Origin of the sequence: Anaerobacillus alkalilacustris (assembly GCF_001866005.1) — a bacterium.
In the GTDB taxonomy this organism is placed as follows: Bacteria; Bacillota; Bacilli; order Bacillales; family Anaerobacillaceae; genus Anaerobacillus; species Anaerobacillus alkalilacustris.
Map to the genome: position 1 here is coordinate 1 of NZ_MLQR01000015.1, position 14,140 is coordinate 14,140.

Sequence of the window (14,140 nt, forward strand, 5' to 3'; positions counted from 1 at the left end):
ATTTAATTAACGATTTATATAATTCCTCCTCTATCATTTTGACTTCAAATAAGGGCCCAAGTGAATGGGGAGAACTTCTCGGTGATCCGGCAATTACAACTGCAATATTGGATAGAATTATTCATCGTGCCGAAATAATCCAGTTCACCGATGATAGTTATCGAATGAAACACCGAACTTCCATTTTTAAGGGATGAAATGTTCAAAATAAATCAGCGAAAAGTGTTCATTTCTACTTGACGGTCACACCCATATACGAGATATAGAATAAGATGCGGTGTGGAGACTGCTTTGATCTTCACCTAGGATATGGTCGGACTCTTCCCGGCCGCTTGAAAATTGGAGGAGATTGGTATATCCTTGCTGGCAGAAATGAAGTAAAGTTTTTCTCAAGAAAAATGAAAACGTATCAAGTTGATTTGAAAGAATCTTAGGGAAGCACTTGACAGCTTCCCTTTTATTTGGAACAGTGAAAAAATCAGATATAGCCACTAAGGATATCATCCACACTTTCCATTTTGAAGTAAGGTATTCTAATCAAGAATATTCCATTTTCTAAAGCAAACATATTCTTGATTTTGTCATTCTGCTTCAGTTTCTGAAAGGCGCCTAGCCCTCCATAGTACTCTGAAGGTTTAAAATGTTGCTCACCATCAAATTCAATAAAAAAAATTGGATTGTCTCTTTTATCAAGAATTGCAAAATCAAAAGGTAAAGGTTTTATATTACGACATTCTGGATTTCGATATTGTTGTATGAAATTAATTTTATGCCGTTTTAAAAATTCAGCAATTTTCTTCTCCCCTTTAGATTCTCTACAAAATGGACATCTTTTTCCTCTTAGAAAATTATCGGGTGTACAGGGATATTGTTCACCACATTTCTTATGAAATAACGTTAAAGAAATTCTTGCATTTACGTACTCAGATTTAACTTGATACTCGTCTCCGACCAATTTGTAAACTTCTTGTTTGAAGTGTTCAGTATTCTTCTTTTGTTTCCCTGAACACTTAACGCAATATTCTTCACCACAACTTCGTCTATCCAAAAAGTGCTTTGGCCTAACAGGAAAAGGACGACCTCCACATTTATTGTGCTTAATCAATATATCTGTATGTCTATTAACGTATTCACCCAAGACGGTATAATCTTTCCCGTATAACTCTTCAACTTCTTTAATGAAGTCAGTTGTTGTTCTTTTCCACTTCCCACTACAATGATTACATTTGTATCCCTTCCCGCCATTTCCTCTTAAATAAGTATCTGGACTTACATCATCTCTTATATTTCCACAGGGGTTATGTTTAACTGAAATTGGATCCTTAGATCTTGTATAAGTTCCTAGAACTGTATATTCATCACCCGAACGTTGACTCAACGCTTTAACAAACGAATCTGTATCCTTTACACTACCCAAAATAACACCTCCTAAATTTAATATTAAGAGTATTGGGATAATATTGAAATTCTAAAAGTAAAGTCACTCATTATTTAAAATATACGATTTGTTGCGCCTTCTTTTTCGCATAATTTAATGTTTACCTTTCTAGCACGAGCTGCGGTATTGTAAATAACATTTCTATATGTGTTAGATTTAGAAAGATGTTTTCGTTGAAAATAAAAAAGTAGCTAAGGGACAATTCCTCAAACAGCTACCATTTCTAAGTACAAGTCTATAATCAATATTTTATTCGTACTGTATTGAACTTCAGCCAGTGATAATAGTCTTTAACACACCAACTTTGTTAATTAGGCTAGTGAATCGTTAATTCCGCTTAGAAGGTGGAAGAGCCAAATCGTTTAATTCACTAATGTAAGTACTGATTTTTGATTAGTTGAGTCTCTATAACTAATTCGTCCGTATTCAAAACCACTGTTCTCAAAGTGTTTATTTACGGCTGAGAAGAATTTCATTACTAATGAAGGATAATGAAATTTAGAATATAAAGTACGAATATGTTCGAATTAATACAGTATCGACTAGCTTTTTTTGAATAAGTAGGTAATAGAGCAGTGGGGTATAAAATTCCCATTTCATTTTTTTCTATGTCTATAGTTTAATGTAATTTTATGAAATGATTCTACTTCTTTTCCCTATAAACGTAATCTTTTTTAACTATCATTATATCCAATTTAAAATAGAGTTAAAAATGGTTTTTTAAAGTTAATTAGTCGGATTTGGTAAGCTCATAAAGTGCCTAAAAACATTGGTTTAAAGGGTTTTCTAGTTTGTAGATTGACTACCTCGGTAGTTAGTTTAAGTGTGACACATTTTTCTTGTCCCCTTTCAGTCTTATTATGAGCATCTAGATTAGACGATCGCATATACTTACTCATAAAATAAAAGCTTCGGTACTAACTATTATTAATGAATCTAATAATTAGAGGAACAACGACAATATATTCTAACTTATGGTGTCTAATAATAGATACCATTTATAGTTACTATATTTAACACTTTCATTAGTTATGATCTTACGATTTAATAAAAGTCAGCTTAGAAAGCATGCTATATAAAGGATTTAAATAGAACCATTAATAGATACCAATAAAGGTTCTAAAGTTAGATACTAAATTAATTTAGATAGATGTGTTAGTGTTTTCTCTCACATAACATTGAGCCACCTCGCTCATGAACGGTGAATACGTGAGCCACTCCATTTACAGTTAGAACATCGTCTTTATATAGAGTGAGAGGAATGATAGGCTTGTTGCCTTTCGAGCAAAATCATTCCTCTGGTGGCTATCAACCCAATACACAAAGTTAGAAGTGGCTTAAAATTCAATTATCAAATACATGTGTTTTAGAAATAAAGTGTAGGTTTTGAAAAGATTAGGTTTTTTTATGCAAAGCAGGCACTTGAATCTTCTTAGAATTTGCAGCTCATGCTATAAAGAGGCGAGTCTATATCAGTTCTAGTTTACTTTTCATTGCAATTAAACTCAGATTGTATATTTTTATTAACTTAATGGAGCCAATAAATTTCCAAAACAAACATTAAGTATCTACAACATTTTTTAGGTTTACAAAAGTATTCAAAAGAGATAAATAAAAAAATTTTAGTCATATGTCTTAAAACCATGTTGAACAGAAGGTAAACTATTTCAGATTCGGTAAATAACTAGAAAAAAACGAGGGAGGTATAACATTGAGACCGAATGAGTTAATTAAAAAGGTAAATACAGAAAAACTTAATCTTCGAGAATTTAGTGAGAGTTTAGGATTTTCGTCAGGGACAATTATAAATAGATTGCATGATTTTGGCTATGGAAATGATGAGTCTGGGCAATGGAGCTATTTAGGAAATCCGGAGGATGAGCCAGTAGATTTGGATATAACTAAAAAGGGAAGGCTTCTTAGGCACAAAAGCAATATAAACAGTAATAGAGTAGTAGGCATTAAAACAAATGCGGAAGGGAAGTTAGATTTGTTTGCTGCAATTATGAGAATGCCTCAAAGTGAATTTCTATCTCGCGCCTATAAAACTGATAGAGAAATTGATGAAAGGTTTAGCCGATTATGCTCAAAAGCAAGATTAAATAAAAACCTTCTCCACTCGCTTGCGATATATGAGTTTGTAACAAAGTATGAGCCATATATTGAAACGCTGGTAGGTGATAAAGAAGAAAGTGTATCAAAAAGTGAAAAGGAGTAGGAGAAGATGAGAGTAAGAAATAAAGTAGTAGTAGTTCGCGAGGAACTGTTTCTCGTGGCCAATAATAGTATTCAATCAACTTTACTTGGACAGCTATTATATTGGCAAGAACGAACAAAGGATAAAGAGTTGTAACTGAAAGTAAAGTAAAGAAAGAAATAGATGAAGTATAAAAACTAATTAACAAATAGCAGCTCCATAAAATTAAAACTGCTATTTTGTTAATTAAAATTAAATATTACTGTAATCAGGAAGGTGGATTACACTTAATAATGTTTTTAAGTTTAAGTTATTATTAGGGTCTGACACATCAAACATATATAGGTAGTTCGGCTTAATTTTCATTTTAGACAAGTGAGTAATAAGGAGCATTTGCATAGTAAGTAACACTGTTCTAGAACTGACTGAAATAATTAGTATATCTTTTTTTATCCTTTTTGACCAATCATGAGGATCAGGTAACGATATTGAACCGTGTGCAAAGGAATTCCTAATCTTTGATACTAAATGTAACCCCGACTCAGGCTTTATAAATTTACCATATTTAAAATATTGTTTGTTAAGCTGGTAACTCGAATCCTCCAAGGTTGTCGTTAAGCAATTATAGACACATTCATACTTATCAATTGGTTTTGTTTTATAGTTTTCTCTTAAATATTTTATACCAGCATATGGTTTAGACTCAGTCTGTTCAGCACCAGTTATATTTTCTATTAAAGATTCTAGACTTCCCCAGATGAAATTAAAGATAGTAAATTCATTACAAAAAACCGACCATAGTTTACTTTTATTTGTTTCATAGTCTCTTGCAGGACCGCAAAATAAAGTGCTTTCATCAAAGTATTGAGTATCAACTTTAGTCTCTATGACCCCCGAAGCCATATGTAACCAATCCTTAATATGTAACCATCTATCATCTTCCTCAGCCATATATATAGCCTCTAAAACTAAACAGAGTTTCCAAGCATGTTCTTTTATAGTTAAATATTCTTTCATGTACTAACCTCCGATTAATTAAAATGATAGTTAATCTATTACATATTAACTTGTTTTGGAATTATATTGAAGTCATAATAGTAAATAAACGTAGATTGTGGGTATGATAATTAATACTAAGAAAATTATTAATTAGGAGGAATGAATATGGCCCAATTTAGGCCTATGGCAAGAATAATATCGCATTTAGGTGAACGATTAATTAGTAGTACCAAGGTTGCTTTGTTGGAGTTAGTAAAAAATTCATATGACGCAAAATCTGAATTTGTAGAAATTACAATAGACCAATATAAAAAGAAAATTGTTATTTATGATGAAGGTCACGGCATGGATGAGGAAACTATCGAGAATCATTGGCTTGTAGTAGGTACAAATAATAGGCTACATAATAAAGGAGATTTACAGAATGATGAAGATGAAATTCCGCTAGGTGAAAAAGGATTAGGACGATTCTCCACAATGAAGCTAGGAAACTATCTACTTTTAGAGACAACCACTAGAAACTCTATTGAAAAGTGGAACCTTGAAGTAGACTGGTCAAATTTTGGTTATAAGAGCAACTATTATCTTGATGAAGTTGAAAACAAGTTATACGGAACAGATAAGGATAAAGAAGGTTCTTATACAAGAATAGAAATAAGTGATATTAAAGAGTTTGTTGGTGAAGAATGGAATAAGAAAAAAGTGGAGGATTTTATATCCGATACAGCTGCAAAATATATTAATCCTTTTAGCGAACTACCAAGGAAATTTGTAATAAAAGTTTGGTTTATTGACCGTTTTAATAATAGGAGTTTCATTAAATTAGGTCAGTCAGAGAACGATTTATTAAATCAAGCTCATCACGAAATAAAAGGAAAATACATTCCCGGTCAACTATCATACCAATTTATTGTTCGAAGAAATGGAGAAGTAGTTGACCAAGGACAGGATAATATCGTTCTAGATTCTAAAATGGGGGATAAAGAACCTTTAGGAGAAGGTTATGTTGGAGAGTTTAAGTTCCATTTTTATATTTTTAATAGAAGAAGGCTAAAAGAAATTAATGGCTATGAAAGTATTAGGGTTATTAGAGAAATTCTAGATAGATATACTGGTGGTCCTATGATTTTCAGGGATGGCTTTAGAATCTTTCCATATGGTGATCCGGGAGACGATTGGTTGGAACTAAACAAAGAAAAATATAGGAAGGGAAAAGCGAGTATTATAGGAGAACAGACTACTGGTTTTATTGCCCTAAACTCTAATAAATCTCCTTACTTAGTTGATCAAACTAATCGAGAAGGGTTAGTAAAAAACAAATCCTATGATAATTTCAACTTAATTGTAAAAAGTATATTTAATAAGCTACTAGATATTGTTGAAAGGAATGAACCCAAAGAGACTTCGCATGATATTACTGCAACTGCTAAAAATTCAGCTAATACTATAGAAAAGGCTATAATGAAAATTTCTCAAAGTAAGGAAATTAATGAAAAGGACATTCAATTGATTACTAGGGAGTCTAAACTGATTCATAAGGGTATAAAAGAATTGAACAGACGGGAGAAGGCTTTGTTAGAGACATCAAGTGTTGGGATGACTTCAATGCAAATTGCACATGAAATTCATAATTTCATGCAGAAAATACTCTCTAATTTAAATAACTTAAAAAGAGAACTACCTATAGATTTTAGAAGTAACATTGAAATTTTAGAATTGAATATAAAGTCCTTGAAAACAATGGTATCCCAAATAGATGAGCAGGCATCAACTTTGAGGAGGGCTAAGTCGAAAGTTAATCTCGTTAAGGAGATTGAACAAATTGTACACACTTCAAAATCTTTAATAAACAACTATAACAATTTTCCCATTGATATAAAGATAACCTCTGATGTAAATCATTTGGATATAAAGGTTAATAAGGGGTTGCTAATTCAACTTTTTGATAATTTATTAATTAATTCTTTATATTGGATAAATTCTTTAGGCACATCTGATGAAACAGAAAAAGGACTTATTGAGATTAAGATTCAGCAGGATGGCAATGTTATTTTTTATGACAATGGACCCGGAATTTCGGTATTAGATGCCGAATCTATATTCGAACCCTTTTTCTCAAGAAAAAAGGATGGTAAAGGATTGGGTTTATTTATATGTAGAGAAATTGCGGCTTATCATAAGATTAAGTTAAATTTGCTTGATCTGAAGAATTCAAGAGAAAGATTATACTGTTTTAAATTGGATTTCTCAGAAGTTGTTATAGGAGGGAATACAGATGATTCCAGTAAATAAGTTGTTAGAAAATTTGAATGTTTCAAAAATACTCTTTATTGATGATCAATTAGAGTTAAGTGATGACGACAAAATGATGATGTTGCCATTATGTTTAACTAAACAAAAAGGAAATCAAGAGTTAATAGCAAAATTAGAAAAAGAATTAGGTGCTGAAAAGATAGAGAAGCTATTTGAACAAGAGGATATAGAATTTTTATATGAAGAAGATGATGAAAGAAGATTCGTATTTAATGCTTTAGAAAAGTACGATTTAGGTTTACTAAAAGGTCCTGCCAAGCAAATAGAAGAAAGGTTAGTTGATTATTTTGGAGCGGATATTATTGAGACCGCATCAAGTCCTGATGAAAAAGATTTTAAGGATTTTGATTTGATAATAATGGATTATGATTACTCTAAGGAAGAGTTTACAGCTCTTGATATCATAAAGGATAAACTTAATGGTGATGAATCAAAATATATTGTTTTTATGAGTTCTCATACAGAATTCACTTATGAAAAAGTACCTTATAGAATGACAGATTCTGAAAGTAGGCAAGATTTATTTAGAAAGTATAGTAGTAACAATATTCTCGAGTTTAAGGCACTATTAAACTATATTAATAAAGATGTTGTTCAAAGTAAGGGAGCTTTTAATGCTGCTATATATGAGACACTTTTAGAACTCGAGTCTGGAAAGTTAATGTTTGATTCCTTATATTCTACGAAAAGTTTATTAGATAAAGGCGTTAATGATGCCATCAGTAAGCTTTTACTAACTAATAGTAAAACTATGAAAGCGTTAATAACTGAAAAGCTAGAAATAGAAGGAGTCTCAGAAACTACGTATCTAGTAGAATTAAGCTTGGCATTGGTTAAAAATTTAATTATGGATAGTGTACCTCAAATGCAAGAAATTCATGAAAAATTATCGAATATCCAAGGATGGTCATGTGAAATCTGGGATTATGAAACGGACAATCATCTTAGAGATTTAAGAAGAATAGAGCTTTTGGATGAAAACGTTAATAAAAGAAATGCACCAATAGATTTTGGGGATATTTTTGAAATGAAAATACAGGATAAGTTAATTAGAGGAATTCTTGTATCGCAATCCTGTGACTTAATGGTAAGAGAGGTTAAGGGTAATATTCAAAGAAATGCTGAAGTGGCATCAATTATACTAGAAGTTTCTGAAATGACTGGGAAAAGCTGTATACCACTTAGATTAGGAAAAGAAGAAGTAATATTTGATGTAAGAAAGAACATTCTTATTCCCTCATGGATACTAGATTTTACATCATTAGATGTAGATAATGGTAATTCTCAGTTTATGATAAACCAAAGTATATTTAGAGAGTTTACGTGGGGTGGGTTTTATTGTAAATATTTAACAAACTTGATAGAAGAGAAATCAAATGAACTAAAAGGATTTGGCGATGGAGAACACACCACATGGTCGCATAACATTGCATATTCATTTAGAAAAAATCACGATAACATAGCCTTTAATGTTTCAAGAGTTGCAAGATTAGACTATTTGCATACTTCATCAATTCTGAAACAAAAAAACGAGCTTGAAACTCGCGTCCCTCTATCATTAGATATATCTAGTGAAGAAATAAAATTCTCACCTCTTGAAACTAGATTAAATTCAAGAGAAACTAATTTAAAATTCTTATATAGTGAAAAGGATAAGTGTGTCTTAATAGATGTCAATCATTTCTTGGGAACAATTCAAGAAGAAGGGTTTAAAATTAAGCAAGAAATAATGGATGGTATTATAACTGAAATTCAAACCAATCATAGAAAGAGCCTAGTTCTTAGGGAACAACTCAAGGAAAAGAGAATGCTAATAGTAGATGAAGAGACGGCTGGGGCTTTTAAACAATATGGTATTGAGATTAGAAGTAATAAGAAGAAAAAGACCGTAGATGTAATATGCCGCCATGAGTTCATTGGTACTGAAATGGTTGGTCAGAAATAATTGTCAATATAACTTCTAATAAACATTTTTTTAAAAGTGATTGTAATACATAGAAAAGAATCTAGAGAAGCACCATTACCTCTCAATTGATTTTACTGTATTAATATCAATTTACACCTTAAAAACAATATTCGACAAGAAATGAATAGGTTTTATGAGTAAGGGTGTTAGGGGGATAGTGGTCCCTAACAACCAATAATGTATTAATTTAGTGTGAACCGGTTAATATATGCTCACAAAATGTACACGTAATGCTATGAATAATAGTGATATTACGTAAAAGATGTTACAGTTTCATAAGCAGAAAACCTTGATTTTACGCGCTTTCTGCTTATGATGTAAAAGATGTTACACCTTTGAACACTATGGGCGGCATGATGTAATCTGCCCCTTAAACCCTTGGTATGACTGGGTTTGTTGGTGAAATGCTAACATTTTGCTAACATAAATTAGTGGAGGCTTCTCAAAAGTTGAGTAAACTTTTGGGAAGCTTCTTTTTTCATTTCTTGGGTTACAATACATCAAGTAATCATGCTCCAAATCGTGATCCTTAGCTGTTTTTAAAAACAGGGCAAGCTCTTCTTTTTCAGGGTACTTAGGAACTTCCTCTTCCTCAAGTTGTTCATTGGTTTTCTTATTCTTCTTTACATAAGCAAACTCAGTAGGATCCTTTTTGATTTGCTCAACTCTAGTGCCTTTCAGAAAATCATTCTTCCTGTTCGGGTGTTTCCCTCTCTAGTTCTATCACAATACCCTTGATCCTTTAATTCATTTAAAGCATCCTGATACATCTTTCTTGTGATATCTTTTAATTATAACTGAGCAAAGTAGGGTAACAATTTTCCGATTTCATGCAGTCTGACTCGAATCGTACCTGGTTTTACATCTTTTGATTCACTGTAGATAGAAAGCCATCCTCTTGCAAAATCTCGAAACGTTTGATCTGTTTCCGCTGCATAAAAAAGTCACTGTATCTAATTATTCGTGACTAAATTCTGACTACGAAATATTTAAAAGGGTATATTATCCATTTTTTATTAATACGAAAAGCCCTATAAAATACAACAATCCCCTTCAATTTTGTTAATAGGGGATTGTATTATTTATTTGCTTTTTTAAATTTTAAGAATTTACCTACATTGGGTACAATCTGAAACTTTCCAAGCCTGCCAGATAACACTGTTATTTGGTCCAAAACTAGGACAACCTCTTGCATAACATCTCCTAAAATACCCACGTCCATCCCAGTATACGCAGCAATAATTATTAAATAATGCAAAAAATAAGGATGTAATGTAGTAAAGTCCATAAATTTTAATACAAATTAATTAGTGCATCATCAAAAAGAGGTTAATTTTTAATTTACAATCCGGACAAGACAATGAGACATTACAATAAAAGTTTATTTAAGTTGGAAAACAGGTTTGAATTTGTGGTAAATCAAATGACTATGAATAGAGAATTCTTTTATATTGTTAAGGTTTTTATTTACTTACATAATTCTTGAGGCTTCACATTTTAACTTTCCATTTTCACCAATATCAATATCTATACTTCGATTTGGAAACATATAATATTGAAGTTGAGCTGCAACCGTAGCATTTACAAGGTAACTGTTCTGAACTGCTTCTCTCTGTGCTTGTTCAATGTTCTTCTCCTTTTTCAATTCCGAAGAAGGATACATGAGGTTATTAGGATCGGTATTATGAGGTGCTCTACTAATAGGATCATTTCCATTTAGATATGGGTTCGAATAATAGAAAGCATGCCCAAATTCATGGGCTAAAATATTAATGCCTAACCAGTTTGAAACAACTATATGAATATGATTATTAATTTGATAGCATTTACCAACTGCAGTAGGGCCTAGAGTGTCAAGATTCATGTAATAGATTTTTACAATATGTGTTCCTGCTCCAAATTCACCTTCATAGTTTTCTCCCATAGAAAATAGCCTTTTTAGTCTGGCTCCCTCGGGTCTATTTATTAGGGAGCCAGCTACAAAATCTTCACTGGCATAATCAGGAGTTATCGGTGGAATAAGGATAAAGGGAGGTGGTGATAACAGTTGGTGAGAAATAATATTTTTTTATAAAATAGTATAATAAAAAGAGGGGGTTTTTGTTTTGAATGTCAAATAATAGTTAGAGGTGATAACTTTGGCTATTTTTTTGACGCAAAAAGAAGTTTTGAAAACACTAAATATTACGCGACCTACATTGCTTCGTTGGGAAGAAAAAGGTTTGATTTCTCCTATATTTCTAGATAGTGGTCATCGGCGTTATCGCAAAGAAGATATAGACCGTTTAACTGGTTCAGTCATGTTAAGTGAAGCTGGTTCTTCTTCGAAGAAGAAATGCGTGATATATTCTCGTGTATCAACTAAAAAACAACAAGAGACAGGTAATTTGAAACGCCAAACTGAACGTTTAATAGAATATGCAAATGCAAATAATTATCATGTTTTAGAAGTTTTTGAAGAGGTTGCGAGTGGAATAAACGAAAATAGACGAGCGTTACAGCGTTTAATGAAAAAAGTTAGTAAAGAAGATATAGAAGTTGTATTAGCAGAATATAAAGATCGAATCGCACGATTTGGTTATGAATATATTGAACGTTATTGTAAATCGCACAAAACCAACATCGAATGTATAGAAGAACAAGACGAAAAAGATTTAAATCAAGAGATGGTTGAAGATATGATTTCTGTTATTACTTCTTTTTCTGCAAGATTATATGGTCAACGGGGTGCTAGAAAAGTAAAAAATCAACTTAATAGACTAGAAAAAGAAGAAACAATTTAGAGAGGAGGCATATTCATATGACGAAAAAAAACAAAAAACAACCTTCGGTCATGCTAACATATCCAGGTGTTGTTTCTGAAATCACTGAGACTAATTCATTTATTTTAGATGAATTAATGAGACGATTTCAATCTGCTAAACGATACTCAAGAGAACGTATTTTTGAAGGTTCAGATCGTAAACAAACGGTTGAAAAAACAAAGCCGTTGTTCTTGAATAATGTGCGTTATATGAGGGATGCCTTTCTTGAAGCCGAAGGCGGCATTTCTTCGCAAAAGGAATTGCTGCCTTTATATATTACTCAATACAATAGGAAGATTGAAAAGCTAAAACAAAAAATCGAACAATTATCTCGTTCTAAGAAGAAAAACAAAGATGAACTTATTTTGTTTAAACAACAAAAAATTGAGCGCTTAGAAAAAGAAGTGCGTTACTATCAACACCATATTGATAACGACACAGTACCGAAGGCAGTTGATGGTTCGAAGCAAAAAATGCGTTTATTAAACAAGGGTAAAATCACAAAAATAGAGTGGCGCGAAAGTCGTTCAAACAATATTTATTCTCGCGGAGAAGCTTCAAAAGGTGGAAATGAAAATATAAAGTTGTTTTATATAACTGAAAATCTTTTCGAGATTAAAATGCTAAACCCACTGAGTGATAAAAAAGGAGATCGGTTATCTTTTTTTGTGCGTTTCCCCAACAAGTTTGTTGTAAAAATTGCAAGTTATCTTGCGACAAAACAAGCGTATACTGTGCGCATTTTACGCCGTAAAGGAAAGTACGAAGTTAAATTAACTTTAGACGAAAAACTGAATACAATTCCTTCATTCCAAAAAGGAATAGCTGGTTTAGATATTAATCCGAATAACCTTTCTATAACTATCGTTTATCCTAACGGTAATTTTCGTGTTTCAAAAGTTTTTTGGATGCATGATTTAAATACAGTTTCAGCTAATAAACGTGATTGGATCGTTCAAAACACCGTCATAGAGATGATTCAATGGATAAAAACATTTGATATTGATTCGCTCTCTATTGAAGCATTAAAGTTCTTACAAAACAACGTTGATAAGTCTTTTAACCGCATTTCCAATAACTTTTCATACAGTTCGATTACAAATGCAATCATCTCTACTTGTTTTAAAGAAAATATCGCCTTAATAGAAGTAGATCCATACTATTCAAGTTTTATCGGAAAGGTGAAGTATCAAAAAACCTATGGGCTTTCTGTTCATCAAAGTGCTGCATTTGTAATCGCGAGACGAGGTTTAGGGTTTGAAGAAAATGTTCCAAAAGAACTGTTGTCAGTCCTTTTTACAAAGGAAGTAAAAAAGGGACAACGTGTTTATAAGCTCTTCACTCATTGGAAAAAAGCAAAACAATGGCATGATGACATCATAAAAGAAATGAAAAAAATGAAGATTAAAACTAAAAATCACTTTATTTCAGATGTAATTTCGTTTGTTCGCTTTCAAATAAAGGATATAGATACCGAAGGTATTGAATTTCCGTTTTAATTAGGATATCCATTCCTTAAGCTTACTACTTCTGTTAGACCATTAATTTCGGTTAGTGTGAAAATTCCGTAGGAAGGATTGTTTAATGGGAGAGTAAGTAGCTTTGGTAACTCCAACCTCATGGCGTGCTCTTCGGAGACCGAAAGACATGAGTGTTATGCTAGATCCTAGTCCAGCGGAGGGTCGGGTTAGGGGATAGAGTTGATATCTCATCCTCCACCCTTTACTTCAAGAAACCTACATTATTTTATACTTTGTTATAAAATTTTATGGTTTAGAAGTAGCTGGCGGATGTTGAATGCCAATATGCCAATATTTCTCTGTTAATGCTTTATCCTGCAGGAATCTTGGGCTACTATGTTCAGCAGACAACCGATGATCGAAAAAAGAATAGGTTTTAACTAAAAACCATTGATCAATAATAAAATTTCGCATAAAGGGGTAATAATGAGGGTAGTGAAAATATCTTGGATAGTGTTGTAAATAGTTATTTGCAGGAGATAAATGTTTAAACAAAATAACCAACTCCTTTTGTAAAAATACTAAAACTTGAGTATCTTAGAAAATATCGAAAATCACTAATAGTACCTTATGTTAGGGACTTTTTTTATATGACCAGATTTAAACTACCGTTTTTGAAAACAATTTAAAAAGAAAAAGACCACTCCTGTCAAAGAGGGCACTGAAAAAGTCCCTTTCAAACTCAAAAGCACCCTTTCCTTCTATTTTATGAAGGAAAGGGTGCTTTTTTGTCGAATTATTTTATTAACAAATAAGAAGTGGGTGTTAACGATGATTCCAAATCAACAAGCAATGAGTTTAAGCCCTTATATGGCACTATATGATATAATCGTGCCCAAAGATAACATGCTTCGAAAAATTAATGAACTTATTGATTTTTCCTTTGTATATAATGAACTTAAG

14 protein-coding genes are annotated in these 14,140 nt (G+C 32.0%); 9 read left to right on the forward strand and 5 right to left on the reverse strand.

What is annotated here, in order from left to right; translation table 11 throughout:
• Positions 1-197 (forward strand): ATP-binding protein (locus tag BKP37_RS06935; RefSeq protein WP_139193082.1); only part of this gene is annotated, 197 nt, incomplete at its 5' end.
• Between the two features lie 75 nt (positions 198-272).
• Entirely contained in the window at positions 273-434 is a 162-nt protein-coding gene (locus BKP37_RS19935) for a DUF5348 domain-containing protein (RefSeq protein ID WP_169823091.1), read from the forward strand.
• A gap of 44 nt (positions 435-478) precedes the next feature.
• Here BKP37_RS19935 and BKP37_RS06940 read toward each other — a convergent pair whose 3' ends face one another.
• Positions 479-1,417, reverse strand: coding sequence for a hypothetical protein (locus tag BKP37_RS06940; protein ID WP_071308890.1), 939 nt, complete (start codon positions 1,415-1,417; stop codon positions 479-481).
• A gap of 1,732 nt (positions 1,418-3,149) precedes the next feature.
• Here BKP37_RS06940 and BKP37_RS06945 point away from each other — a divergent pair.
• Positions 3,150-3,656 carry a hypothetical protein gene (locus BKP37_RS06945; RefSeq protein WP_071308891.1) on the forward strand — a complete coding sequence of 169 codons (507 nt, stop codon included), beginning with the start codon at positions 3,150-3,152 and terminating at the stop codon, positions 3,654-3,656.
• Between the two features lie 6 nt (positions 3,657-3,662).
• Positions 3,663-3,791: a hypothetical protein gene (locus BKP37_RS20665; RefSeq protein ID WP_281243012.1), complete on the forward strand. Its 129-nt coding sequence runs from the start codon at positions 3,663-3,665 to the stop codon at positions 3,789-3,791.
• 96 nt (positions 3,792-3,887) lie between these two features.
• Here the strand turns inward: BKP37_RS20665 and BKP37_RS06950 are convergent, their stop codons facing one another.
• The gene (locus BKP37_RS06950; protein WP_071308892.1) at positions 3,888-4,652 is read right to left on the reverse strand and encodes a hypothetical protein; all 765 of its coding nucleotides are present in this window, start codon (positions 4,650-4,652) and stop codon (positions 3,888-3,890) included.
• 147 nt (positions 4,653-4,799) lie between these two features.
• On the opposite strand from BKP37_RS06950, the gene BKP37_RS06955 reads away from it, so the two are divergent.
• Together BKP37_RS06955 and BKP37_RS06960 are read left to right on the forward strand one after the other, a co-directional pair.
• Positions 4,800-6,926 (forward strand): sensor histidine kinase, encoded by a 2,127-nt coding sequence (locus BKP37_RS06955; protein ID WP_071308893.1) that lies wholly within the window; start codon positions 4,800-4,802, stop codon positions 6,924-6,926.
• On the forward strand, positions 6,910-8,892 hold the full coding sequence (locus BKP37_RS06960; protein WP_071308894.1) for a hypothetical protein: 1,983 nt from the start codon (positions 6,910-6,912) through the stop codon (positions 8,890-8,892). Before BKP37_RS06955 ends, BKP37_RS06960 begins: the two co-directional genes overlap by 17 nt.
• 1,099 nt (positions 8,893-9,991) lie before the next feature.
• Here BKP37_RS06960 and BKP37_RS19595 read toward each other — a convergent pair.
• Together BKP37_RS19595 and BKP37_RS06965 are read right to left on the reverse strand one after the other, a co-directional pair.
• A complete protein-coding gene (locus tag BKP37_RS19595) occupies positions 9,992-10,201 on the reverse strand; it encodes a hypothetical protein (protein WP_139193083.1) in 210 nt (69 codons plus the stop codon).
• Between the two features lie 183 nt (positions 10,202-10,384).
• Positions 10,385-10,837, reverse strand: a complete 453-nt coding sequence (locus tag BKP37_RS06965) for a hypothetical protein (RefSeq protein ID WP_071308895.1) — start codon at positions 10,835-10,837, stop codon at positions 10,385-10,387.
• Positions 10,838-11,051: 214 nt separating this feature from the next.
• Here BKP37_RS06965 and BKP37_RS06970 point away from each other — a divergent pair, with 214 nt between their 5' ends.
• On the forward strand, positions 11,052-11,696 hold the full coding sequence (locus tag BKP37_RS06970; RefSeq protein ID WP_169823092.1) for an IS607 family transposase: 645 nt from the start codon (positions 11,052-11,054) through the stop codon (positions 11,694-11,696).
• A gap of 17 nt (positions 11,697-11,713) precedes the next feature.
• A complete protein-coding gene (locus BKP37_RS06975) occupies positions 11,714-13,216 on the forward strand; it encodes a hypothetical protein (RefSeq protein ID WP_071308896.1) in 1,503 nt (500 codons plus the stop codon).
• Between the two features lie 267 nt (positions 13,217-13,483).
• Here the strand turns inward: BKP37_RS06975 and BKP37_RS06980 are convergent, their stop codons facing one another.
• Positions 13,484-13,732: a hypothetical protein gene (locus BKP37_RS06980; RefSeq protein ID WP_071308897.1), complete on the reverse strand. Its 249-nt coding sequence runs from the start codon at positions 13,730-13,732 to the stop codon at positions 13,484-13,486.
• 225 nt (positions 13,733-13,957) lie between these two features.
• Here BKP37_RS06980 and BKP37_RS19600 point away from each other — a divergent pair.
• On the forward strand, positions 13,958-14,140 hold a 183-nt coding region (locus BKP37_RS19600; protein ID WP_139193084.1), incomplete at its 3' end, for a hypothetical protein.

What these genes read in the sequence shown, in the direction of transcription:
- BKP37_RS06960 (WP_071308894.1), top strand. Translation starts at nt 6,910, where the DNA reads ATGATTCCAGTAAATAAGTTGTTAGAAAATTTGAATGTTTCAAAAATA.
- BKP37_RS06955 (WP_071308893.1), top strand. Translation starts at nt 4,800, where the DNA reads ATGGCCCAATTTAGGCCTATGGCAAGAATAATATCGCATTTAGGTGAA.
- BKP37_RS06975 (WP_071308896.1), top strand. Translation starts at nt 11,714, where the DNA reads ATGACGAAAAAAAACAAAAAACAACCTTCGGTCATGCTAACATATCCA.
- BKP37_RS20665 (WP_281243012.1), top strand. Translation starts at nt 3,663, where the DNA reads ATGAGAGTAAGAAATAAAGTAGTAGTAGTTCGCGAGGAACTGTTTCTC.
- BKP37_RS19595 (WP_139193083.1), bottom strand. Translation starts at nt 10,201, where the DNA reads ATGGACTTTACTACATTACATCCTTATTTTTTGCATTATTTAATAATT.
- BKP37_RS06965 (WP_071308895.1), bottom strand. Translation starts at nt 10,837, where the DNA reads ATGGGAGAAAACTATGAAGGTGAATTTGGAGCAGGAACACATATTGTA.
- BKP37_RS19935 (WP_169823091.1), top strand. Translation starts at nt 273, where the DNA reads ATGCGGTGTGGAGACTGCTTTGATCTTCACCTAGGATATGGTCGGACT.
- BKP37_RS06950 (WP_071308892.1), bottom strand. Translation starts at nt 4,652, where the DNA reads ATGAAAGAATATTTAACTATAAAAGAACATGCTTGGAAACTCTGTTTA.